Source organism: Pseudomonas sp. BRM28 (genome assembly GCF_002939405.1).
GTDB lineage: Bacteria > Pseudomonadota > Gammaproteobacteria > Pseudomonadales > Pseudomonadaceae > Aquipseudomonas > Aquipseudomonas palmensis.
In genome coordinates, this window is record NZ_PEFV01000001.1 from 4,624,784 (window position 1) to 4,647,108 (window position 22,325).

The following is a 22,325-nucleotide window of genomic DNA, read 5'->3' on the forward strand; positions in this document are numbered from 1 at the left end:
GAGCCGACCATGCGCGTGCTGATTATCGAAGACGAACAGAAGACCGCCGACTACCTGCATCGCGGCCTCACCGAACAAGGCTTTACCGTGGACCTCGCCCCGGACGGCATCGAGGGCCTGCACCTGGCCCTCGAGGGCGACTACTCGGTGATCGTGCTCGACGTGATGCTGCCGGGCCTGGATGGCTACGGCGTACTGCGCGCCCTGCGTGCACGCAAGCAGACGCCGGTGATCATGCTCACCGCCCGCGAGCGCGTCGAAGACCGCATCCGCGGCCTGCGCGAAGGCGCCGACGACTACCTGGGCAAGCCGTTCTCGTTCCTCGAACTGGTGGCGCGCCTGCAGGCGCTGACCCGCCGCAGCGGCGGGCACGAGCCGGTGCAGATCCAGGTCGCGGACCTGTGGGTGGACCTGATCAGCCGCAAGGCCAGCCGCGCCGGCCAGCGCCTGGAACTGACCGCCAAGGAGTTCTCGCTGCTCAGCGTGCTGGCGCGCCGCCAGGGCGAGATCCTGTCCAAGACCGCGATTGCCGAGCTGGTGTGGGACATCAACTTCGACAGCGACGCCAACGTGGTGGAAGTCGCCATCAAGCGCCTGCGCGCCAAGCTCGACGGCCCGTTCGAGACCAAGCTGCTGCACACCATCCGAGGCATGGGCTATGTACTGGAAAGCCGTGCGCACTAACTCCATCGCCCTGCGCCTGAGCCTGCTGTTCAGCCTGGTGGCGCTGGGCGTGTTCCTGTTGATCGGCGGTGCCCTGTACAAACAGGTCGACCGCAGCCTCGACCTGCTGCCGGAGGCCGAGCTGGACGCCCGCTACAGCGTGCTGGAATCGGCGCTGACCCGCTATGGCACCCGGGAGCACTGGGCCAAGATCACCAACAAGCTCAACCTGCTGAGCGAGGAAGACCGGCGTATCCGCTTCTGGGTGGTGAGTGGCGACGCGCACTACGAGTACGGCCAGCCCGACGCCGCGCTACGCGACTTTGCCGCCGGCCCGCTGGGCATGCGCGACCTGCAGCTGGAGGGCCGGCCGTACCCGTACAAGGTGCTGGTGAGCGAGCTGCCGGCGCTGGACCGGCGCCCTGCCCTGCGCTTTCTGCTCGGCATCGATACCGAAACCTTCTGGCACACCCAGCACACCCTGCTGGGGGCATTGATCAGCCTGGCGGTGATCGGCGTGCTGCTGGCCTCGGCCCTGGGCTACTGGGCCGCGCGCATCGGCCTGCGCCCGCTGCGGGCGCTGTCGGCCGAGGCCCAGCAACTGGCGCCACCGCACCTGAGCGCACGCCTGTATGCGGCCGACCTGCCGCCAGAGCTGCAACAGTTCGCCGGCACCTTCAATGCCACCCTGGAGCGGGTCGAGCAGGCCTATTCACGCCTGGAGGGGTTCAATGCCGACGTGGCCCATGAGCTGCGCTCGCCCCTGACCAACCTGATCGGCCAGACCCAGGTGGCGCTGACCCGCGGTCGCAGCGCCGAACATTACTTCGAGGTACTGCAATCGAACCTGGAGGAACTGGAGCGGCTGCGCAGCATCGTCAACGACATGCTGTTCCTGGCCAGTGCCGACCAGGGCAACAAGGCCACCGCGCTGACCAGCAGCTCGCTGGCCGAGGAAGTGGCGACCACCCTGGACTACCTGGACTACATCCTCGAGGACGCCCAGGTACGGGTGCAGGTCAGCGGCGATGCACGGGCGCGCATCGAGAAGGCGCAGTTGCGCCGGGCGCTGATCAACCTGCTCAACAATGCGGTGCAGCACACGGCCCGCCAGCAGGTGATCCAGGTGCATATCGAGCGTCAGGGCGAGCAGGTATGCATTGCCGTGAGCAACCCGGGCCCGGCCATCGAGGCCGTGCACCTGCCTCGCCTGTTCGAGCGCTTCTACCGGGTGGATGCCGCGCGCAGCAACAGCGCCGTGGGCAACCATGGGCTGGGGCTGGCGATCGTCAAGGCGATTGCGCTGATGCATGGCGGCAGCGTGTTTGCCCGCAGCCAGGCGGGGGCCAATACGTTCGGGATTCTGTTGCCGGCCTGAAGCCCGCTCCCACAAGGGCCAGCGAACACCCTGTGGGAGCGGGCTTGACCCGCGATGGGCCAACGCTGCGCTCGACTGTTGCCCGAAACGCAACAGTGCATTGCCCAATCCCCTCTGTTTCAACCCCCCACCGAGGACTATCGTACCCACACCAAATAGATAGCTTGCTATGCAAGAAGGTAGCTTCAAATGTCCAACAGTATGGGTATTGCCAGTATTTTCGTCCTGTCGTCCGTATTGCTCTCGCCCCTGGCCATGGCCGAGGAGTCCCCTGCTTTCGTGGCGCAGTACGCCGCCCGCGCCGCTGCCGCGCAGCAAGGCCGCGAAGCCCTCGCCCAGCAGCAGGACCACGCCAAAAACCTGGAGCAGACCGCGTCCAAAGGTTCTGCGAGTGCCGACAAAGACAGCTGATACGCTGCCTCTGCCTCTCTCCTATTCCCTCGACTGCTGCGCTGGCGACGTGTTCGCCTGCGTGGCCGTCTTTCAAAGCCGCTGCTATCAGCGGCTTTTTTTTGGCCTGGACAAAAGGTTCTGCGGCCAGAGATGTGTCCTCACAAGAAAACACCGCTTCGCACAATAAAAAGCTGCATCCCTCACCTCAAGGAGTCCACACCGGTGATCCACGCGTTTCGCTTGACCCCGCTGTTCGTTGCGCTGGCTGCAACGATGCCCCTGCACGCCCAGGCCGACGAGGCCGAAGGCTTCGTCGAAGGTGCGCACCTCGACGTGCTCAGCCGCAACTACTACCTCAACCGCAACCAGCTGCAGCGCGGCAACCACGACAACCGGGAATGGGGCCAGGGCTTCATCGGCAAGTTCGAGTCCGGGTTCACCCAGGGCACCGTGGGCTTTGGTCTGGATGCCCATGCCATGCTCGGCCTCAAGCTGGACGGCGGTGGCGGCACGGCGGGTTCGAGCATCCTGCCCTACCACTACAAGGACGATGGCGAACTGGGCAAGGCCCCGGATTCGTTCTCCAATGCCGGCGCTGCCATCAAGCTCAAGGCCTTCGACACCGTACTGCGTGCCGGCGACCTGTTCCTGACCAACCCGGTGATCGCCGGTGGCGAAACGCGCATGCTGCCGCAGACCTTCCGCGGCGTCAGCCTGACCAACAACAGCATCGACGGGCTGCAACTGGAAGGCGGCCAGGCCAGCTTCACCAAGCTCTACAACCAGAGCGGCCACAAGCGCATCGGCGCTACCTACGGCAACCTGCCAGATGACCGCGAAAGCCGTCACCTGAACTGGGCCGGCGCAGCCTGGGCACCGGTCGAAGGTTTTACCAGCAGCCTGTATGCCGCCGAACTCAAGGACGTGTGGAACCAGTACTACCTGGACCTGGACTACACCTGGCAGCTCGCCGACGGCGTCAGCCTCAACCCCGGCCTGCACTACTACCACACCCAGGACACCGGCGATGCGCTGCTGGGCAGCATCGACAACAACACCTACAGCCTGCACCTGGCGCTCGGCGTGGGTAACCACACCGTCACTGCGGTGTACCAGCGGGTCAACGGCAACACGCCGTTCGACTACATCACCCTGGGCGACAGCGTGTACCTGGACAACTCGCAGATGTACTCGGACTTCAACGGGCCTGGCGAGCGTTCGTGGAAACTCAAGTACGCCTATGACTTCGCCGGCGTCGGCATGCCCGGCCTGACCACCGCCGTGTCGTACTCGCGCGGCAAGCTGGACCTGAGCAAGGTCGACCCGGCCAGCGCCGGCTATAGCAACTGGTACAGCGCCGACGGCGACAATGCGCGCCACTGGGAACGCGACATGGACCTGGCCTACGTGTTCCAGCAAGGTTCCCTCAAGGACCTCAGCGTGCTGCTGCGCTGGGCCTCGCACCGTGGCAGCCAGGGCTACGCCCAGGTCGACAACGATGTGGACGAATACCGCGTGATCGTCGAATACCCGCTCAACGTCTTCTGATCCCACCGCCATGCGCCAAAGAGCTTGCAGGATGCAGGCTCTTTTCCTGCAAATAGCCCCAAGATGCCGTACATCAATCGGCACCAGCAACAGCTTGTCCGACAATCTGCACCCGCCTAGAATACCGCCGCCTCGCACCTGCCCTTTCAACGACAGCGGTACGAATCACCTCCATCATGCCTTCGCGCCTTCCGCCCCAGCGCCCGACCCTGTACAGGACTCATCCGGAGTTGATCCTTAACCTGGGCAGTTGCCTGGCGGTTCTGGCCATCATCACCATCGTGACCTTCCTGCTGGTACGCGAAAAAGCCAACGTGGGCCAGGCGGCCGCACGCTCGGCCAGCAATATCGTGCAGTTGATCGACACCGACATCGTGCGCAACGTCGAGCTCTACGACCTGTCGCTGCACGGACTGATCTGGGCCATCCAGCGCCCTGAGCTGGCCAGCGTAGCCGCGCCGCTGCGCCAGCAACTGCTGTTCAACCAGGCCTTCACCGTGCCGTTACGCGGCGACATCCTGTGGCTGGACCGCAATGGCAACGTGGCGGCCGACTCCACCAGCGTGGTGCCACGCAGCGCCAACTTTGCCGACAGCAAGGTGTTCCAGGCCCATCGCGACAACCCCGACCTGGGCCTGGTCATCAGCCCGCCATTCAAGGCGCGCCTGGGCGAGCTGGACTGGTGCATCAGTTTCAGCCGGCGCATCAACGATGCCGATGGGGCCTTCGCCGGTATCGCGTCAGGCGCCCTGCGCCTGGCCTACTTCAGCGAGCTGTTCCAGCGCCTGGACATCGGCCGCGACAGCAGCGTCAACCTGTTCAACAGCGACGGCGTGATGCTCGCCCGCCACCCTTCGCTGCCCAGCGACCCGCTGATCGGCGCCGACCTGTCCGAGCAGCCCAACTTCAAGCGCGCAATGGCCCAGGGCAACGGCAGCTTCACCGCGCGTTCGAGCCTGGACGGCAAGCATCGCCTGTACACCTTTTCACGGGTGGACGACCTGCCGCTGCTGGTGGTGGTGGCCTTGTCCACCGACGAGGTCTATGGCTCGTGGCGGCGTACCGCACTGGTGGTCAGTATCGCTACCGGCCTGTTGTGCATCGGCATCCTCTGGCTGTCGTTGCTGCTGGGGCGCGAATTGCGCAGGCGCCACAGCGCCGAGCAGGGCCTGGCCGAACTGGCAGCCACCGACAGCCTCACGGGGCTGGCCAACCGTCGTCAGCTCGACCAGGTACTGCGCCGCGAATGGGCACGTGCCCAGCGCAGCCAGCGCCCGCTGGCGGTACTGATGGTGGATGTGGACCACTTCAAGGCGTTCAATGAACGCCACGGTCACCAGGGCGGGGACGAAGCGCTACGCCAGGTGGCGACGACGATCGCGCACAGCATCCGCCGCCCGGGGGACCTGGCCGCGCGATATGGCGGGGAGGAGTTTCTGGTGATCGTGCCCGAGACCGACCTCAACGGCGTGCTGACCCTGGCCGAACGTATCCGCAGCAGCGTCGAGGCACTGCCGCCGTTCGGCGACGACCAGCACCCGGTGACCGTCAGCATTGGCGTGGGCCTGCAGACGCCAGAAGCCCAGCAGGATCTTTCGACCTTGCTGGGCTGTGCGGACGATGCGCTGTATTGCGCCAAGCGCAACGGGCGCAACCGGGTAGAGGTGTACGCCGGTTAGGAACGTGCGCGGGCCGCGTCGCGCAGCACCTTGACCTGGTCATGGTTGCGCTGCACGCCATGGTACTGGCGCTCGACCAGAGCATATGCCGGGTCACTTGCCGGTACATTCAGCTTGGCCAGTTTTTCCAGGGCATCCTTGTAGGCTTTGAGGGCGTGGTCTTCACCGCGCTCCACTTCTTCCAGCACCGCCTTGTCGTCGTTGCTGGTCAGCGAGGACTTGAGGTTGACCCAGGCGCGGTGCATGTCACCGCTGAGGCTGGTGGTGGTTTCCGGGTCGCCGCCCAGGGAACGCACGTGCTGCTGCAGATCTGCAGCGGCGCTACGGCATTCGCCTTCACGCTGCAGGAAGAACGCCTTCAGGTCCGGGTTCTTGGCATCCTCGGCAGAAGTCTTGAAGCCCTTCTCGCCATCCTTGCTGTACTCGATGAGGTTGTTCAGAACCGAAATAACGTCTTTGTTCACGTTGGTCATGACAGTGCTCCTTTGCATGAGGGTGGTTGCGTAGTACAGGAGCAGTGTTCATGCCAGCTTTTCTGTAAAAATTAAATCTTTTAAAATCAACAACTTATAAAAATTTTGAACCTTCCCCAAGCAGCGTTTTGCATGAACGGACCTTTGGTCTCGTGCAGATTGCATGTATTGTCGGGCCTTTCCTGCACTGCTGCGCCGAGCCCATGACTCCCGAGACACTCGAACTGCTGGTCACCCGCGAAATGCCCTATGGCAAGTACCAGGGCCGGCTGATCGCCGACCTGCCCGGCCACTACCTCAACTGGTTCGCCCGCCAGGGCTTTCCCAAGGGCGAACTGGGCGGGCTGCTGGCGCTGATGCACGAGGTCGACCACAACGGCCTGGCCGACCTGCTCGAACCGCTGCGCAAGAAGCACCCGCGCCCACGCCCCTGATCAGGCCTTGGCCGGCTCCAGTGCCAGCTCGGCCACGTCCCTGCGCTTGAGCACCGCGTACACCACAGCGGTCAGCAGGCTGCCGGCGGCGATGGCCAGCAGGTACAGCAGGGCGTGGTTGATCGCGTTGGGAATCAGCATCACGAACAGCCCGCCGTGGGGCGACATCAGCTTGCAACCGAAGTACATCGACAGCGCGCCGGTCAGTGCACCGCCGACCACGCTGGCGGGGATCACCCGCAGCGGGTCCTTGGCCGCGAACGGGATCGCCCCCTCCGAAATGAAGCACATGCCCAGCACCAGCGCCGCCTTGCCGGCCTCGCGCTCGCTCTGGGCGAACTTGCGTCGCGCCAGGAAGGTGGCGATGCCCAGGCCGATCGGCGGCACCATGCCGGCGGCCATGGTCGCGGCCATCGGCGCCATGCTCTGGTTGGCCAGCAGGCCCACCGAGAAGGCATAGGCGGCCTTGTTCACCGGCCCGCCCAGGTCCACGCACATCATGGCGCCGAGCAGTATGCCCAGCAGCACCGCGTTGGCAGTGCCCATGCTGTCGAGAAAATGCGTCAGGCCATCGAGCATGCCGGCCACCGGCTTGCCCACCACGTAGATCATCACCAGGCCGGTGAACAGGCTGGCCAGCAGCGGGATGATCAGGATCGGCTTGAGACTCTCCAGGCTGCTGGGCAGGCGGACCCAGTGGCTGATCGCCTTGGCCGCGTAGCCGGCCACGAAGCCTGCGACGATGCCGCCGATGAAGCCGGCGCCCAGCGAACTGGCGAGCAGCCCGCCGATCATGCCCGGCGCCAGGCCCGGGCGGTCGGCAATCGAATAGGCGATGTAGCCGGCCAGCAGCGGCACCATCAGCTTGAATGCGGCGTCTTCGCCGATCTGGCGCAGGGCGGCGGCCAGGGTGCCCGGCTCCTTGTAGGCATCGAGCCCGAACATGTATGCCAGGGCGATCAGCAACCCGCCTGCCACCACCATCGGCAACATGAACGACACCCCGGTCAGCAGGTGCTTGTACACCCCAGCCCTTTCACTGCGTGCAGGTGCGGTGCCGGCGCTGCCGGCGGCACGCTCTTCGCGACCTTCGGCCAGCGCCTTGTTCAAGGTGGCCTGGGCCTGCTTGAGGGCCACGCCGGTGCCACAGCGGTAGATGCGCTTGCCGGCGAAGCGCTCGGTGGGCACTTCGATATCGGCGGCCAGCAGTACCACTTCGGCTTCGGCGATGGCCGCGGCGCTCAGCGGGGTGCGTGCCCCCACCGAGCCCTGGGTTTCGACGGCCAGTTGATAACCCAGTTGCCGCGCCGCCTGCTGCAAGGCTTCGGCGGCCATGAAGGTGTGCGCCACCCCGGTGGGGCAGGCAGTGACCGCAACGATCTTCTTCACCGCCCCCGCTGCGGCCGGCGCAGGCGCCATGGCTTCGGGGTGATGCACCTGGGCCTGTTCGGCGGCCAGGCGCAGAAAGCTCTCCACATCCTGCAGGGCCTGGGCCGGGGTGCTCTGGAACAGGCGTTTGCCGGCAAAGCGCTGCAGATCGAACGGGCCGGTGCTGATCACCAGCACCCAGTCGGCGGCGGCGATCACTGCCGGCGAAAGCTGGCGCTCGGGATGGTCGGGGTCGTGCACCTCGACACTGGTGCTCCAGCCCTGGCGCTGCGCGGCCGCATCCAGCAGGCGCGCGCTGAGCAGGCTGGACACCTGGCCGTTGGGGCAGGCGGTGACGATGGCGATCTTCATTGTTCACCCTCTTGTCGAGCGTGGGGAATCTGCACCCGGACGGCATCTTCGAGCTGCGCCAGTTGCACGCGGTCGCCGATGCCGAAGCCGATCTGGGTCACGGCCTGGGCGGCAATCGCGGTGGCGCGGCGCAAGGTCTGCGCGGCAGGCTCGGCATTGAGCAGGCCGTGCAGCATGCCGGCCAGCAACGAATCGCCCGCGCCCACCGTGCTGGCCACCACCACCTGGGGCGGCAGCGCCTGCAGGGCGCCGTCGCGCCGGAACCAGATCACCCCCTGCTCGCCCTGGGACACCACCACATGCTCGACGCCCTGGTCGATCAACTGGCGGGCAGCGGCCTGCTGCTCGGCAATGCTGTGCAGCGGGCGGCCCAGCGCTTCGGCCAGTTCGTCGGTATTGGGCTTGACCAGCCACGGCGCGCTCTTGAGCCCGGCGATCAAGGCCGCACCACTGCTGTCCAGGATCACCTTCAGGCCCAGCGACTTGAACCACGCCAGCAGCATCTGCAGCCACTGCGGGCTCACACCCGGCGGCAGGCTGCCGGCCACCACCACCGCGTCATGCCCGCTGGCCAGGTGCTGCAGGCGCGCCAGCAGCTCGCCCTGGGCGTGTTCGTCGACCTGCGGGCCCACGCCGTTGATATCGGTGACCCGGCCATCGCCCTCCACCAGCTTGAGGTTGCTGCGGGTTTCGCCGGGCACCCGCACGAAGCAATCGGCAAAGCCGCGACGGGCCATCAGGGCCTCGAAGGGCTGCAGGTTGTCCTGGCCCAGGAAGCCGCCCACCGTCACCGAATGCCCCAGGTCGGCCAGCACCTGCGCCACGTTCAGGCCCTTGCCCGCCGCGTGGCTGTGCTGCGCGTGGCTGCGGTTGACCGCGCCGGGCTGCAGGGTGGCGAGGCTGACGGTAAGGTCCAGCGCCGGGTTGAGGGTCAGTGTGAGTATCCGTGCCATCAATGCATCTCCACCCGTGCGCGCACGTCGGCGGCACTGCCCTGCACCAGCGCATCACGCGCCAGTTGCCGGGCCTGTTCAAAATTCAGTTCGCGCACCACCGCCTTGACCTCGGCAATGCTGCGCGCCGCCACGCTCAGTTCATCCACGCCCAGCCCCACCAGCACCGCCACCGCCTGAGGGTCGGCGGCCAGTTCCCCGCAGATGCCCACCCACTTGCCGTGGGCATGCGCGGCGCGCACGGTGATGTCGATCAGCTGCAGCACCGCCGGGTGCAGGCCATCGGCCTGGGCCGACAGGCTCGGGTGGCCGCGGTCGATGGCCAGGGTGTACTGGGTCAGGTCGTTGGTGCCGACGCTGAAGAAGTCCACCTCCGGCGCCAGCACCGGTGCCAGCAGCGCGGCCGAAGGCACCTCGATCATGATGCCCACCTGCAGGTCGCCGACCGGTATCTCCCGGCGCAGGCGCTCGACCATTGCTCGGGCCTGGCGCCACTCCTCCACCTGTCCGACCATCGGGAACATGATGCGCAGCGGTCGCTCGCCCGCCGCGCGCAACAGGGCGCGCAACTGGCTTTCCATGACCTGCGGCCGTTGCAGGGTCAGGCGAATGCCGCGTACCCCCAGAAACGGGTTTTCCTCCTTGGCGATGGGCCAGTAGGGCAACGGCTTGTCGCCGCCCACATCCAGGGTGCGCACCACCAGCGGCCGGCCCTGCAGGCCGTCGAGCACACGGCAGTACTCGGCCTCCTGGGTGGCCTCGTCGGGCACCTGTGGATGGGCCATGAAGATCAGCTCGGTGCGCAGCAGGCCGATGCCTTCCGCGCCCAGGTCGATCACCTGTTCGATACCCGCGCTTTCACCGATGTTGGCGAACACTTCCACGGCATGCCCGTCGCGGGTCACGGCAGGTTCCAGGCGACGCGCCCGGGCCGCCTGCAGGCGCTGTTCGCGCTGCTCGCGCTCGGCCAGGGCGCGCTGCAGCTCGTCCGCCGCCGGGGCCACGGTCAGGCGCCCACGCTGGCCGTCCAGCAACAGCTCGGTGCCGGCGGCGATCAGCAGCACCGCCGCGCCGGCCCCCACCACCGCCGGGATGCCCAATGCCCGCGCCACGATCGCGCTGTGCGCGGTGGCGCCACCCCGTGCGGTGAGAATCCCGGCCACCCGCGCCGGATCGAGGCGCGCCACATCGGACGGGCCTACTTCGTCCATCACCAGCACATAGGGCTGTTGCGGCTCCGCCACCTCGGCGGCCCCGCACAGGGTGGCCAGCACACGGCGGCCCACGTCGCGCAGGTCGGCGGCGCGTTCGGCCAGCAAGGCGTCGTGCAAGGCCTCCTGCTGCCGCGCTGCGGCCTCGATCACGGTCATCCAGGCCGCTGGGGCGCTTTCGCCCTGGAGCAGGCGCAGCTCGACTTCATCGCCCAGCCCCGGGTCGCTGAGCATTTCCTGGTGAGTGACGAAGATCTCGCGGATGGCCTTGGCCGGGCTGCGCCGGATCAGCGCTTCGAGCTCACTGGCCACGGCGGCCAGGGCACGTTGCAGGCGGTCGCGCTCGATCACCGGCGACTCGCCCCGCAGCGGGTAGTCGAAATGGCGCAGCACCTGCACATGCGCCGGGCCGCAGGCGATGCCCGGCGATGCGGCCACGCCCTGGACCTGCGTGCCCGGCAGCGGCGCGCTCAGCGTCGGCACGAGCACCTGGGGCGCCGCTACCTCGCTCACCGGTGCCAGCGCCTCGACCGCTTCGCCCAGGCCGGCCTGCACCGCCGCCAGCAACGCCGGCAGCGCGCTGTCGGCCACGCTCGGCTCGGCAATGAACTCCAGTACCTGGCCACGGCGTGCGCCCAGGCTCAACAACTTGCTCAGGCTCTTGACCGACACGGCGGCCTCGCCGCTGTCGACCACGCGCACGCGCACCTCGCCCTCGAAGGCCTTGGCCAGTTGCGCCAGCTCCTTGGCCGGGCGCGCATGCAGGCCGTGGGCATTGGCCAGGCCGACGCGAACGCTGGGCCAGTCGGCCGGCAGCTCGCCGCCCAGCACCTCCAGCACCGCACGGCTGCTGGTAGCGCGAAACAGCTCCTGCGCCCGACCTTCGATCAGCAGGGTACACAGGCGTTCGAGCAGGGCCTGGTGCGCCGCGCCCAGGCTGGCCAGGCAGAACAGGCCGTTGAGCGGCTGGCCCAGGTAGCGCAGCGGCTGCTGCGGGGTGACGAACGCCAGGCCCGGCTTGCGCACGGTCTGCTCGCTGTGCAGCCACCACAGGCCATCGCCCAGGGGTAGCGCCTCGACCTGCTGCAGCACGGCGGCAAAGCCATTGCCGGCGCAATCGGCGCGGCGCAGCAGGCGGGCGCCACGCCATACCAGCTCTTCGAAATCCTCGGCGGGCACACCCAGGCCGATCATCTGTGCATCCAGTGCCAGCTCCTGCGGCGCCCCCTGCAGCAGCTTGAGCAACGCCTCGGCGCTGCCGGCCCGGCGCAGCGCCTGGGCCAGGTCGGTCTCGCCCAGCGCGCGGGTGAGCAATTGCAGCAGGCGCAGGTGCTCGTCGGAGCGCGCGGCGATGCCGATGGCCAGGTACACGATCTGCCCGTCGCCCCAGTCCACGCCCTCGGGGAACTGCAACAGGCGCACGCCGGTGGCATGCACCAGCTCGCGGGTCTGCGGGGTACCGTGGGGGATGGCGATGCCCTGGCCGAGAAAGGTCGAGCCCTGGGCTTCACGCGCCTGCAGCCCGGCCAGGTAGCCCTCGGCCACCAGCCCGTCGGCCACCAGGCGCTCGGCCAGCAGCTGCAGCGCGGCGGTCTTGTCCACGGCCGACTGGCCCATGGAAATCTGCTCTATGGTGAGCTCGAGCATGAACCTCTCCTTTGCAGCGCCGGGCCGGCGCCGAGGTATTGTTGTGAATTTAGCAGCACCCGACACTTCGCAGGGCCGGGCGCAGGCGAAGGCCACGGCAGAAAAATCGCCTGCTGAATCGTTTAACCTAGAATAGCGTGCACGTTACTCGATAACCTGCGAACAATGAAAGCCCCATTTTGTCGGACAATTGCGACAATGGTCGTCTGCGCCGATGCTTCGCAATCGGCGACAATACCCGGTCAGGCTCTGCAGCCAACCCCGGTAATAACAAGGAAAATTCGGTGAAACTCAGCGATATCGCCCGTCTGGCCGGTGTGTCCGTTACCACTGCCAGTTATGTCATCAATGGCAAGGCCGAACAGCAACGCATCAGCAGCAGCACGGTAGAGCGTGTGCGTGCGGTGGTCGAGGCCCATGGCTTCACGCCCAACCCGCAGGCGGCCGGGCTGCGCAGCCGTCACACGCGCACCCTTGGCTTCATCCTGCCAGACCTGGAAAACCCCAGCTATGCGCGCATCGCCAAGCAACTGGAGCAAGGCGCAAGGGCCCAGGGCTACCAGCTGCTGATCGCCAGCAGCGACGACCAGCCCGACAGCGAACGCCAGTTGCAGCAGCTGTTTCGCGCACGGCGCTGCGACGCCCTGTTCGTCGCCAGCTGCCTGCCCGAAGACGACGACAGCTACCGCACGCTGCAGGCCAACGGCCTGCCGATCATCGGCATCGACCGCAGCCTGGAGCCGGCGCAGTTCTGCTCGGTGGTCAGCGACGACGAGCATGCCAGCCTGCACCTGACCCGCAGCCTGCTCGACAGCGCCCCGGCGCATATCGCACTGATTGGCGCACGCCCGGAGCTGAGCGTCAGCCGCGCTCGCGCACGTGGTTTCGACCAGGCCCTGCAAGGCTTCGACGGACGGGCCAGCCAGCACCAGGGCGAAGCCTTCAGCCGCGAGTGCGGGCGCCGCCTGATGAGCGAGCTGCTGGCCGACCTGGGGCGCCTGCCCGACGCGCTGGTGACCACCTCCTATGTGCTGCTGCAAGGCGTGTTCGATGTGCTGCAGACCCGCCCGCCAGCATCGCGCAGCCTGCACCTGGGCACCTTCGGTGACAACCAGTTGCTGGACTTCCTGCCCCTGCCGGTCAACGCCATGGCCCAGCAGCACGGCCTGATGGCCGAAACCGCCTTGCGCCTGGCGCTGGAGGCGGTGGAGAAGCAGCACTACACGCCGGGTGTGCACGCGGTGGCGCGCACCTTCAAGCAACGCCTCTTCAAGGCCTGACCATGCGCCTGGTAGACACCCACACCCACCTGGACTTTCCCGACTTCGATGCCGACCGCAGCGAAGTGCTGGGGCAGGCGCGCCGCGCCGGGGTCGAGCGCATGGTGGTGCTGGGGGTGTACCAGGACAACTGGCAGCGGGTATGGGAGCTGGTCAAGAGCGATCCGCAGCTGTATGCGGCGTTCGGCCTGCACCCGGTGTACCTGGAACAGCATCGCCCGGAACACCTGCTGGCGCTGGGCGACTGGCTGAGCCGCCTGCGTGGCGACCGGCAGCTGTGCGCGGTGGGCGAGTTCGGCCTGGACTACTACGTGGCCGAGCTGGACCGCGAGCGCCAGCAGGCGCTGTTCGAGGCCCAGTTGCAGCTGGCGGTGGACTTCGACCTGCCGGCGCTGCTGCATGTACGGCGCAGCCATGCCGACGTGATCGCCCGGCTCAAGCGCTTCAAGCTGGCGCGTGGCGGCATCGTGCATGCGTTTGCCGGCAGCTACGAGGAGGCCCGCGAGTACCGCCGCCTCGGGTTCAGGCTGGGGCTGGGCGGGGCGGCCACCTGGCCCCAGGCGCTGCGCCTGCGCAAGGTGCTGCCGCGCCTGGGGCTGGACGGCGTGGTGCTGGAGACCGACTCGCCGGACATGGCCCCGGCGATGTACGCCGGGGTGCGCAACAGCCCTGTGCACCTGCCGCAGATTGCCGTGGCACTGGCTGAGGTGATGGGGGTTGCGCCCCAGGTGCTGGCCGAGGCCAGCACGCGCAATGCCTGCGAGCTGTTTGGCTGGTAATACCGCCCCTGCGCCTTGCCGGCGAAGGGCCCAGCCCTCGCTCAGACCCTGAACGCCCCGATCAACTGCTTCAACTCCATCACCTGCGCCGACAGCTGCCGGCTCGCATCTTCGGTCTGGTGCGCGCCCTCGGTGGTGTGCTCGGCCGCGCGATTGATCTGCACGATGTTCAGGTCGATGTCATGCGCCACCGCCGTCTGCTGCTCCACCGCCGCCGCAATCTGCTGGTTCTGCTCCACGATGCTGCCCATCGCCCCCAGAATGTTGACCAGCGCCTGCTGCACCTGCTGCGACTGCCCCACGGTGCCCGCCGCCATCTGGTGACTGCTGTCCATCGCCCGCACCGCCGCCTCCACCCCGCCCTGCAGGCGTGAGATCATCTGGTCGATTTCCTCGGTCGACTGCTGCGTGCGCTTGGCCAGCGTGCGTACCTCGTCGGCCACCACCGCGAAGCCACGCCCCTGCTCCCCGGCCCGCGCCGCCTCGATGGCGGCGTTGAGCGCCAGCAGGTTGGTCTGCCCGGCGATGCTCTTGATCACCTCCAGCACCTGGCTGATCTGCTGGCTGTCGCTGACCAGCTGGTTGATCACCCCCACCGACTGGTCGATTTCGGCCGCCAGCCCGGCAATGCTGCCCTGCTGCGACTCCACCAGCTCGCGCCCGCTGACCGTCTCGCGGTTGACCCCGTGGGCGCTGTTCACGGCTGCCGCAGCGCTGCGCGCCACTTCCTGGGCAGTGGCCGACATCTGGTTCATGGCCGTGGCCACCTGCTCGATCTGCCCGCGCTGGCCGCTTACCGCCTGGTTGCTGCGCGCCGATACCGCATGCACCTGCTCGGCCTGGTGTTCCACCTCGGCCACCGTCTGCCCGACCCGCTCGATCAGGTCATGGATGCGCCGCACCGTGGTGTTGAACACCTCGCCCAGCTCGCCCAGCTCGTCGCGACTGCGGGCCTGGAAGGTCACCGTCATGTCGCCACCGGCCACCTTGTCCATCACCTTGCCCAGGGTACGCAGGGTGCTGCGGGTGGAGGCGTAGAAGCCGCCATACAGGTAGCCGATCAGCATGAACACCGCCGCCAGGGCCAGCACCAGCAGCACCATGTGCTGGCGGTAGTCGCCCAGGCGCGCCTGCAACTGCTGTTCGAGTACCTGCAGGGTGGCGCCATTGAGCAGGTAGGTCTGCTCGATCAGGCCGCTGACCTGCTGGTAGAACGCCGGCCATGGCGCATCGAGGGTATCGGCCATCACTACCTGGTCTTCGAGCAGCTCGCTGGCCTGCTTGAGCGACGCCTGGCTGCTGGCGGCCTGGCTGGCCAGCCGCGGCTCGTCGCCCAGGGCGTCCTGCAGGCGAATGGCGTAGTCGGCCGACAGCTTGTCGAGGCTTTTGAGCAGTTCTTCGAAACGGGTACTGGCCGATGAGTTGAGAAACCCCTGGCCCAGCGAGTAAGCCCCGATTGCGCGGCCTTCACCCAGGGTCTGGGTGACCTGGGCGGTGACCGTGGTCAGCAGCTCGCCCATCTGGCGCACGCCGGCATCGCTGTCCTGGCCAAGGCCCGACTGGCTGACCACCAGCTTGCCAAGCAGCTGCGCCTGCGCCAGCAGGGCGTCGTACAGGGCTGCACGGGTCTGCAGCGAGGAGTCGGCTCGCGCCGCCTCGAGCCCTGCCAGCAACTCGTCGCGCCGGGCGGTGAAGGCCTGCACCTGGGCCGGGTCCTCGGTCATCGGGGCCAGCGCGGCCACGCGCTTTGCCACCTGCTGTTCCAGCGCATCGATGCGCGCCTCCAGGTCGTCGGCCTTGCCGGACTGCCCCAGCACCGCGTTGATCTGCACCAGATTGCCCAGGCTCTCCAGATCACCGCGCACGGCCAGGCTCTCGCTCAGCAGGCCGAGGCTGTGCAGCTCCACACGGGTGGCGTGGAACTTGGCATAGGCGTCGCGCACCAGATAGAAATTGGTGACCAGCATGGGCAGAAAGAACAGCACGCTGATCAGGCTGAACTTCATGCCGAAGCTCAGCCGGTTCATCAATGCGATTGCCGGATACAAGAGGCGCTTCAAGGGTCGTCTCCTTTCGATTTCTTATTGTTTTCTGCGCAATAGCACTAGGCCACTGGCGATCGTCAGCAGCCTCTGTATAGCGCATATCGAAGGGAAGTTTTGTAACTTAAGGTTAACCACCAGCGGCGGCGCCCTGTAGGAACGAGCCGCCGTTGCGGCAGCCCGTTTACACGTCGTGAGTCAGCCGAGCACGGTCCACAGGGCAAAGCCCGCGTACCAGAGCACTGCGGCACGCAGCAGCAGTTCCCACAGGCTGTCGAGCCCGGTCAGGCCTTGCGGGCCGGCCTCGACGTCGGCGGGAATCTCCGCCGCTGCCGTGCCCGCCTGCTCCACCAGGCGCGGCGCGCCGATGTGCCAGTTGAGCAGTTCGTGCAGCATCATGCGGCTGACCGCCACAAAGTTGCCCACCAGTGCAAAACTGGCGGCCAGTACCCGCACCGGCGCCCAGTCGAAGGCGTGGCGCAACTGCCGGGCGCGTTCCTGTACCGCCGGGTTGCCGGCCCGCTCGCCCGTCAGCGCCAGCAGCCGGTAAGCCAGCGCTGCAGCCGGGCCCAGCAGCACATACCAGAAGATCACCGCAAAGAAGCTCTGGTAGGCCTGCCACAGCAGGTGCCCCTGCACCTTCTGGATCAGGCCCTGGCTGTCGTCGGCCGTCACCCCCAGGTCGCGCTCGGCCACGTGCACGGCCGCCTGTTCATCGCCGCGTCGCCAGGCATCGCGAAACGGCCCCAGCGCCGCCTTCACATCGCCCCGGCCCAGGCTGTAGATCAGCACCAGCAGGTGCACCGGCAGGGCCAGCAGACCATAGGCGACCGGGTCGAGCACGTGCAGCAGCAGCGCCAGTACCACTACTGGCAACAGCACCAGAATGCCCAGCACCCACCAGGGGTCGGCCTTGGGCCTGCGCTCCAGGCGGGCCAGTTCGGTGAGAAAAAAGCCGTCGCGTTGCAGGCGCTGGCGCAGCGCCGAGAACTTCTCGACCCACAGCACCAGCAGTAACACCAGAAAACTCATGATCTGTCCTCGTTGACGTGCAGGCTGGCGCGATAGCGTTCCCAGTCGAACGCCGGCCCCGGGTCGGTCTTGCGCCCCGGCGCAATGTCGCTGTGGCCGCGGATTCGCCCCGCGATGGGCCAGGCAGCCTGCAGTTGCAGGGTCAAGTGTTGCAGGGCAGTGTACTGGGCGTCTGTGAACGGCGTCTGATCGGTGCCTTCGAGTTCGATGCCCACGGAAAAGTCGTTGCAGCCCTCGCGGCCCTCGAAGCGCGATACCCCGGCATGCCAGGCCCGGTCCAGGCACGAGACGAACTGGGTGACCCTGCCGTCACGCTCGATCAGAAAGTGCGCCGATACACGCAGGTCCTTGATCTGCTCGAAAAACGCATGCTCGGCGATGGGCAGGCGGTTCTGGAAGAACGCCTGCACCTTGCCGGTGCCGAACTGCCCGGGCGGCAGGCTGATGTTGTGGATCACCAGCAGGCTGATGGCTTCGCCCTCGGGGCGCGCGTTGAAGTTGGGGGAAGGGCAATGGGTGACGCCAGCGACCCAGCCAGTAGCGTGGTCAAGTTGCATAGAAGATCCTGAAGCATGAGGGCTCTGGCGCAGTATGCCCCGAGGAATCGAAGGTTGTATCGTTAAAAGTGCGGGCGCTCAGGGTTGACGCTGGCGCAGTTGGCTGACCACCGAACTCAGTGCACGTTCGAACAGCTGGGTGGCATCGAGCAGGCGTACCTGGCCCTGGCTCAACGCCCCGGCAAGCCCCTGCTGCGACCATTCGCGCAGCTTGCGCCCGGTACGGTCGACGAACACATAAGTGTGGGTGCTGTCGATGATCGCGATCAGCTTGCCGCGCACCGGCTCGTCATCCTCGTCGCGCAGCTCGATCCAGGCCCCCGGGCGCAGGTCGCGCACCTGGTGCAGCGCCGGGTCGTCGTCGGGCAGGCTGGAGCACAGCCCGCCCGCCACCACCGACTCCGGCCCCAGCAGCACGATGCGATCACGCACCAGCACCCGCTCGATACGCGCCTGGCCGGGGTGCCCTGCCCCTTCCACAGCCTGCAGGTGCAGCGCTTCGAGCTGGGCGAAGAACTCGCTGGTGGCAAAGGGGTCGTAGGCAACCCGGGTCAACCCCTCGCGCAGGGCCTTGAGCAGGCCCGGCACCTGCTCCAGCAGCCGAGCACGGTCGTCGCCTGTGTGTGACTCGACGCTCCAGAGCAACAGGTCCATGTTGGCCAGCGCGTCCTGCCACTGGGTCGAACCCCGCCCATGCTTGAGGCAGGCCAGCAGCAGCACCTGGCTCCAGGCCTGCTCGATCACCCGTACCACGCCTTGCGGCAGGCACTTGCCGAGCAGGCGCAGGTTGAGTTCGCTTTCAACCTGCTGGCGCGCCAGCACGGTGCGTGCCCGGCCCTCTTCGGCATCGCGGGTGCGCTGTTCGAGCAACTCGGTACGGCGGCGCTCATCGGCACTGAAGGCAAGGAACTCGGCCAGCAGCTCGGCGAAGATCTGCGGGTCGTCGGCAAAATCGGTGAGCAGGCGCTGCACGATGGCCTCGACCCGCAGGTACAGCTCGTCGCGCTGCACGTCATCACGCGCGCCCCAGCCCATCGCCACTGCGGCAATCTCGTCGAGCAGGCGGCGCGCCGGGTGGGTGGCGCGGCTGAAGAAGCTCTTGTCGAGCAGCGCCACCTTGAGCATCGGGATCTGCAGGCGTGCGATCAGCTGGCGCAGCGAATGCGGCAGGTTGCGATCGCCGAGGATGAAGTCGAAGAGCATGGCGATCAGGTTGATCACATCCTCATCGATCACCTCGACCCTGCGGTACTTGCCACTTTGCACGCTGGCCCGCGTCAGCAGCTGCTCCAGCTGGTGGCGCAGGTCGAAGTCCTGCACCTCCCCCGCTGCCGGCACGAACTGCTGCAGGTGCGAGAGCAGGCGCAGCAGATCCTGCCTGCTGATCGGCTGCACCCGGTCATAGGGCTCCAGGCGCGGGGCCACCCGACCGCGCACCGGGGACAACAGCACCTGCAGCGAGGCGAAGGCGGCCTGCGCCCCGGCATCGGCCATCAGCGGGGCTGGCTTGACCTCCGGATCGCCGGCCGGGTGCGCCGGTTCGGCCGCCGGGGTGCGCCAGCCCGGCGCGCTCTTGAGGTCGGGCAGGATCCCGGTGGCGCTCAACAGCTGGTTGGCTTCGCCGTACAACCGGCCGACGTCGCACAGCACGTAACGCTCGAACAGCTTGAGCAGTATCAGCTTGACCTTGATGCCCACGCCCAGGCTGCGCCCGGCCTGCAGAAAGTACTCGCACAGCAGCGCCGGCCCCAGCGGGTTGGCGCGATCGTCCAGGCGCTGGCTGATCAGGCTGTTCATGCGCAGGGTCAGTTGGCCGAGGGCGAAGCCGTCACGCGTGGCCACGCGGGCCACCATCGTCTCCACGGCCTGGGCCCGCTCACGCGCATCGTCGGCCATCAGCGCCTGCCTGTCGTAGCCACGGCGCGCCAACGGCGCGGTCGGGTCGTTGCCGGCAATATCGATGAAGGCGTCATAGAACAGGTCGAGGAAGGCACGCTCGATGCTCTTGCGCTTGAGGCGCAGGTCGCGCATCGCTTCGAAGAACAGGCTGCGGTCATGGTTGTCGGCGGCCGTGTCGGCCATTTCGAAGAGCGTGTCGTCGGCGTTGTCGAACAGCCCCTGCAGCGCCTGGCGCAGGTGCTGCGCTGCCTTGTCGCGCACTTGCAGCAGGATGACCGGCAGACGAGCGAACGGCGTGCGTGACGCCTGATCGGTGGCCGCCTTGAACGGCACCACCTTCCCGTCATTGGGCATCCCGGTCTCCTTGCTGGGTTGGCTACGAAGTGGATTGAATGGCTGTCAAAGTCATGACGCCAATTACAAGGCGCGCATTATCTGGCAAAAACGCGCGGCCTGCCAGCGAACTGTGCAGTACGTTTCGGCCAGCCTGTGGATAGACCGCCATGGGGCGCAAATGCTCATTTGCTGCGACCAAAGGCGGATTGCTGCACGCCCGCCCCGGGCTGCCCTATAATCGCGGCCACCTAGCTTGTGGAGCCCACCATGCCGAATCTACGCCTCGCCGACCTGACCGCCGAAATCGAAGCCAACGTGCGCCGTGCGTTGCTCGAAGATGTCGGCAGCGGCGACATCACTGCCCAGCTGATTCCTGCCGAGCGCCTGGCCAAGGCCACCATCATTACCCGCGACGACTGCGTGATCAGCGGCACGGCCTGGGTGGACGCGGTGTTTCGTCAGCTCGACCCGCGGGTGGCGGTGCACTGGCAGGTCAAGGACGGGGACCGGGCCACGGCCAATCAGGCACTATTCCACCTGGAAGGGCCGGCCCGCTCGCTGCTGACCGGCGAGCGCAGCGCGCTGAACTTTTTGCAGCTGCTGTCGGGGGTGGCCACCCATGCGCGGCACCTGGCCGACCTGGTGACCGATACCCAGGTCAAGCTGCTGGATACGCGCAAGACCCTGCCGGGCCTGCGCCTGGCGCAGAAGTACGCAGTGACCTGCGGCGGCTGCCACAATCATCGCATCGGCCTGTACGACGCGTTTCTGATCAAGGAAAACCACATTGCCGCCAGCGGCGGGATTGCCGAAGCGATCGCTGCGGCGCGCCGCATTGCGCCGGGCAAGCCGGTGGAAATCGAGGTGGAGAGCCTGGATGAACTGCAGCAGGCGCTGGAGGCCGGGGCCGACATCGTCATGCTCGACGAGCTGAACCTGGACGAAATGCGCGAGGCGGTGCGCCTCAATGCCGGCAAGGCCAAGCTGGAAGCCAGCGGCGGGATCAGCGAAAGCACGTTGCGCGCAATTGCCGAGACGGGGGTGGACTACATCTCGATCGGGGCAATGACCAAGGATGTGAAGGCAGTGGACCTGTCGATGCGCCTGAGCCTTTGAAAGCATCGCGGGTCAAGCCCGCTCCCACAAGGACAGCAGTGATCCCTGTGGGAGCGGGCTTGACCCGCGAAGGGCTGCGAAGCAGCCCCAACAGTCCTCAGAACGAAGCGTTCTGCAGGCCGTCCAGGTAGCGCTCGACATCCAGTGCCGCCATGCAGCCGGCACCGGCCGAGGTGATCGCCTGGCGGTACACGTGGTCGGCCACGTCGCCGGCGGCGAATACGCCCTCGATGCTGGTGGCGGTGGCATTGCCGTCACGCCCGCCGTTGACCACCATGTAGCCATCCTTGAGCGCCAGCTGGCCTTCGAACAGCGAGGTGTTGGGCGTGTGACCGATGGCGATGAACACGCCGTCGACCTTCACTTCATCGAAGCTGCCGTCGTTGTTCTTCAGGCGCGCACCGGTCACACCCATGTTGTCGCCCAGCACTTCGTCCAGGGTGGCGTTGAGCTTGAGCTCGATCTTGCCTTCGGCCACTCGGGCGTGCAGCTTGTCGATCAGGATCTTCTCGGCGCGGAAGGTCTCGCGGCGGTGCACCAGGGTCACCTTGCTGGCGATGTTGGCCAGGTACAGGGCTTCCTCGACGGCAGTGTTGCCACCACCGACCACGGCCACCGGCTTGTTGCGGTAGAAGAACCCGTCACAGGTCGCGCAGGCCGAAACGCCCTTGCCCATGAACGCCTCTTCCGACGGCAGGCCCAGGTAGCGCGCGCTGGCGCCGGTGGCGATGATCAGTGCGTCGCAGGTGTAGGTGGCGCTGTCGCCCTTGAGGGTGAACGGCTTGTTGGCCAGGTCCACGGCGTTGATGTGGTCGAACACCACTTCGGTCTCGAAACGCTCGGCATGCTCCTGCATGCGCTGCATCAGCGCAGGGCCGGTCAGGCCATGTGCATCGCCCGGCCAGTTGTCGACTTCGGTGGTGGTGGTCAGCTGGCCGCCAGCCTGCATGCCGGTGATCAGCAGCGGCTTGAGGTTGGCACGGGCCGCGTACACGGCGGCGCTGTAACCGGCAGGGCCGGAACCGAGAATGATCACTCGCGAATGACGAACTTCAGACATGAAACGCTCCTGTCGAGCTGGCGAGCCAGCCACATGACGCCGGGGGCACCGGCTGGAATAAAAAAGAACCCGCGAAGCACTTGGGGAAGGCTATTGGCCGCAGGT

Annotated in this window: 18 protein-coding genes; 9 read left to right on the forward strand and 9 right to left on the reverse strand. The window is 66.9% G+C overall.

Annotated elements, in window-relative coordinates:
• The first annotated feature begins 9 nt into the window (after positions 1 to 9).
• The 5 genes from CR917_RS21470 to CR917_RS21490 all read left to right on the forward strand — a co-directional run bounded on the left by CR917_RS21470 (position 10) and on the right by CR917_RS21490 (position 5,661).
• Positions 10 to 684, forward strand: a complete 675-nt coding sequence (locus CR917_RS21470; protein ID WP_043864394.1) for a heavy metal response regulator transcription factor — start codon at positions 10 to 12, stop codon at positions 682 to 684.
• Positions 659 to 2,041 (forward strand): heavy metal sensor histidine kinase, encoded by a 1,383-nt coding sequence (locus CR917_RS21475; RefSeq protein ID WP_104572934.1) that lies wholly within the window; start codon positions 659 to 661, stop codon positions 2,039 to 2,041. The genes CR917_RS21470 and CR917_RS21475 overlap by 26 nt, the downstream gene beginning before the upstream one ends.
• A gap of 189 nt (positions 2,042 to 2,230) precedes the next feature.
• Positions 2,231 to 2,452: a hypothetical protein gene (locus CR917_RS21480; RefSeq protein ID WP_043864392.1), complete on the forward strand. Its 222-nt coding sequence runs from the start codon at positions 2,231 to 2,233 to the stop codon at positions 2,450 to 2,452.
• 255 nt (positions 2,453 to 2,707) lie between these two features.
• Positions 2,708 to 3,982 (forward strand): OprD family porin, encoded by a 1,275-nt coding sequence (locus CR917_RS21485; RefSeq protein ID WP_231390716.1) that lies wholly within the window; start codon positions 2,708 to 2,710, stop codon positions 3,980 to 3,982.
• Between the two features lie 176 nt (positions 3,983 to 4,158).
• Positions 4,159 to 5,661, forward strand: coding sequence for a diguanylate cyclase (locus tag CR917_RS21490; RefSeq protein WP_104572935.1), 1,503 nt, complete (start codon positions 4,159 to 4,161; stop codon positions 5,659 to 5,661).
• On the opposite strand, the gene CR917_RS21495 is transcribed toward CR917_RS21490, so the two are convergent.
• Positions 5,658 to 6,134: a PA2169 family four-helix-bundle protein gene (locus tag CR917_RS21495; RefSeq protein WP_043864389.1), complete on the reverse strand. Its 477-nt coding sequence runs from the start codon at positions 6,132 to 6,134 to the stop codon at positions 5,658 to 5,660. The two genes, CR917_RS21490 and CR917_RS21495, sit on opposite strands and share 4 nt — an antisense overlap.
• A 203-nt stretch (positions 6,135 to 6,337) precedes the next feature.
• Here CR917_RS21495 and CR917_RS21500 point away from each other — a divergent pair, with 203 nt between their 5' ends.
• Positions 6,338 to 6,568: a DUF3820 family protein gene (locus CR917_RS21500; RefSeq protein ID WP_043864478.1), complete on the forward strand. Its 231-nt coding sequence runs from the start codon at positions 6,338 to 6,340 to the stop codon at positions 6,566 to 6,568.
• On the opposite strand, the gene CR917_RS21505 is transcribed toward CR917_RS21500, so the two are convergent.
• Genes CR917_RS21505 through ptsP form a run of 3 tightly spaced genes read right to left on the reverse strand, consistent with a single transcriptional unit; the run spans position 6,569 to position 12,119 of the window.
• On the reverse strand, positions 6,569 to 8,308 hold the full coding sequence (locus CR917_RS21505; RefSeq protein ID WP_104572936.1) for a PTS fructose-like transporter subunit IIB: 1,740 nt from the start codon (positions 8,306 to 8,308) through the stop codon (positions 6,569 to 6,571).
• Positions 8,305 to 9,261 carry a 1-phosphofructokinase gene (gene pfkB / locus CR917_RS21510; protein ID WP_104572937.1) on the reverse strand — a complete coding sequence of 319 codons (957 nt, stop codon included), beginning with the start codon at positions 9,259 to 9,261 and terminating at the stop codon, positions 8,305 to 8,307. Before pfkB ends, CR917_RS21505 begins: the two co-directional genes overlap by 4 nt.
• Entirely contained in the window at positions 9,261 to 12,119 is a 2,859-nt protein-coding gene (ptsP, locus tag CR917_RS21515) for a phosphoenolpyruvate--protein phosphotransferase (protein ID WP_104572938.1), read from the reverse strand. Before ptsP ends, pfkB begins: the two co-directional genes overlap by 1 nt.
• Positions 12,120 to 12,403: 284 nt before the next feature.
• Here ptsP and cra point away from each other — a divergent pair, with 284 nt between their 5' ends.
• The gene (gene cra / locus CR917_RS21520) at positions 12,404 to 13,399 is read left to right on the forward strand and encodes a catabolite repressor/activator (protein ID WP_104572939.1); all 996 of its coding nucleotides are present in this window, start codon (positions 12,404 to 12,406) and stop codon (positions 13,397 to 13,399) included.
• A gap of 2 nt (positions 13,400 to 13,401) precedes the next feature.
• Positions 13,402 to 14,178: a TatD family hydrolase gene (locus CR917_RS21525; protein WP_054916281.1), complete on the forward strand. Its 777-nt coding sequence runs from the start codon at positions 13,402 to 13,404 to the stop codon at positions 14,176 to 14,178.
• Between the two features lie 41 nt (positions 14,179 to 14,219).
• Here the strand turns inward: CR917_RS21525 and CR917_RS21530 are convergent, their stop codons facing one another.
• The 4 genes from CR917_RS21530 to CR917_RS21545 form a co-directional block, all read right to left on the reverse strand.
• On the reverse strand, positions 14,220 to 16,238 hold the full coding sequence (locus CR917_RS21530; RefSeq protein WP_054916280.1) for a methyl-accepting chemotaxis protein: 2,019 nt from the start codon (positions 16,236 to 16,238) through the stop codon (positions 14,220 to 14,222).
• Between the two features lie 180 nt (positions 16,239 to 16,418).
• A complete protein-coding gene (gene ampE / locus CR917_RS21535; RefSeq protein ID WP_043864382.1) occupies positions 16,419 to 17,252 on the reverse strand; it encodes a regulatory signaling modulator protein AmpE in 834 nt (277 codons plus the stop codon).
• The gene (ampD, locus tag CR917_RS21540) at positions 17,249 to 17,809 is read right to left on the reverse strand and encodes a 1,6-anhydro-N-acetylmuramyl-L-alanine amidase AmpD (RefSeq protein WP_043864381.1); all 561 of its coding nucleotides are present in this window, start codon (positions 17,807 to 17,809) and stop codon (positions 17,249 to 17,251) included. The genes ampE and ampD overlap by 4 nt, the downstream gene beginning before the upstream one ends.
• 78 nt (positions 17,810 to 17,887) lie before the next feature.
• Positions 17,888 to 20,062 carry a DUF1631 domain-containing protein gene (locus CR917_RS21545; RefSeq protein ID WP_104572940.1) on the reverse strand — a complete coding sequence of 725 codons (2,175 nt, stop codon included), beginning with the start codon at positions 20,060 to 20,062 and terminating at the stop codon, positions 17,888 to 17,890.
• A gap of 249 nt (positions 20,063 to 20,311) precedes the next feature.
• Here CR917_RS21545 and nadC point away from each other — a divergent pair, with 249 nt between their 5' ends.
• Positions 20,312 to 21,160, forward strand: a complete 849-nt coding sequence (gene nadC / locus CR917_RS21550; protein ID WP_054916277.1) for a carboxylating nicotinate-nucleotide diphosphorylase — start codon at positions 20,312 to 20,314, stop codon at positions 21,158 to 21,160.
• 97 nt (positions 21,161 to 21,257) lie between these two features.
• Here nadC and trxB read toward each other — a convergent pair whose 3' ends face one another.
• Entirely contained in the window at positions 21,258 to 22,220 is a 963-nt protein-coding gene (gene trxB / locus CR917_RS21555; protein ID WP_043864378.1) for a thioredoxin-disulfide reductase, read from the reverse strand.
• Positions 22,221 to 22,325 lie beyond the last annotated feature (105 nt).